Origin of the sequence: Aeromonas sp. Y289-2 (assembly GCF_027705925.1) — a bacterium.
GTDB classification, from domain to species: Bacteria; Pseudomonadota; Gammaproteobacteria; order Enterobacterales; family Aeromonadaceae; genus Aeromonas; species Aeromonas veronii.
On record NZ_JAPDCH010000011.1, the window covers coordinates 161115 to 161670 of the forward strand.

At 48.4% G+C, this 556-nt stretch carries 1 pseudogene; it reads right to left on the bottom strand.

Features of this window, described 5'->3' with window-relative positions:
- Nucleotides 1-147: 147 nt before the first annotated feature.
- Nucleotides 148-257, bottom strand: a pseudogene (locus OKC43_RS16325) (gamma carbonic anhydrase family protein); the annotation flags it as partial.
- Nucleotides 258-556: the final 299 nt, after the last annotated feature.

Below are 556 nucleotides of genomic sequence, written 5' to 3' on the forward strand. Positions count from 1 at the left end.
CAACTGCCTCAACTGCCTCAACTGCCTCAACTGCCTCAACTGCCTCAACTGCCTCAACTGCCTCAACTGCCTCAACTCCTTCTATATAGGAAGTAAGAGTTGTTCCTGAACCTGGCGAAATGGTGAATTGTCTGTTCATTTCATTCGAGCATCGTCGGCCAGTTCGATATCTCCCACCAGTGTTGCGCAGGGATCTACATATACCCGCTTGCCCAGTGCGGGCGTTATCCCTTATAGGGTCTCAGTCGCAAGTCCATCTTGGCCTCCTTGTTTTCGGCCATTCTAGCAACCAGAAGGGTGTTTCTGTGGATAAGTTTGTATAAAAGCTGTGGCTGGATATGAATAACTAAAAAAGTGCTGTTTTTTGCAATTTTATTGTAGGAGAGGGGTTGCCAGAAAGAATCTGTTCCCTATAATGCGCCTCCATCGACAGGGCAAGCGGCAACGCAAACAACCTCGTCGGTAACCTCGAAAAGCCTTTGAAAATAAGGCTTGACTCGAGAAGGCGGTTGAGTAGAATTCCACTCCCGCAGCAACACACTGTTGCGTCGCTCTT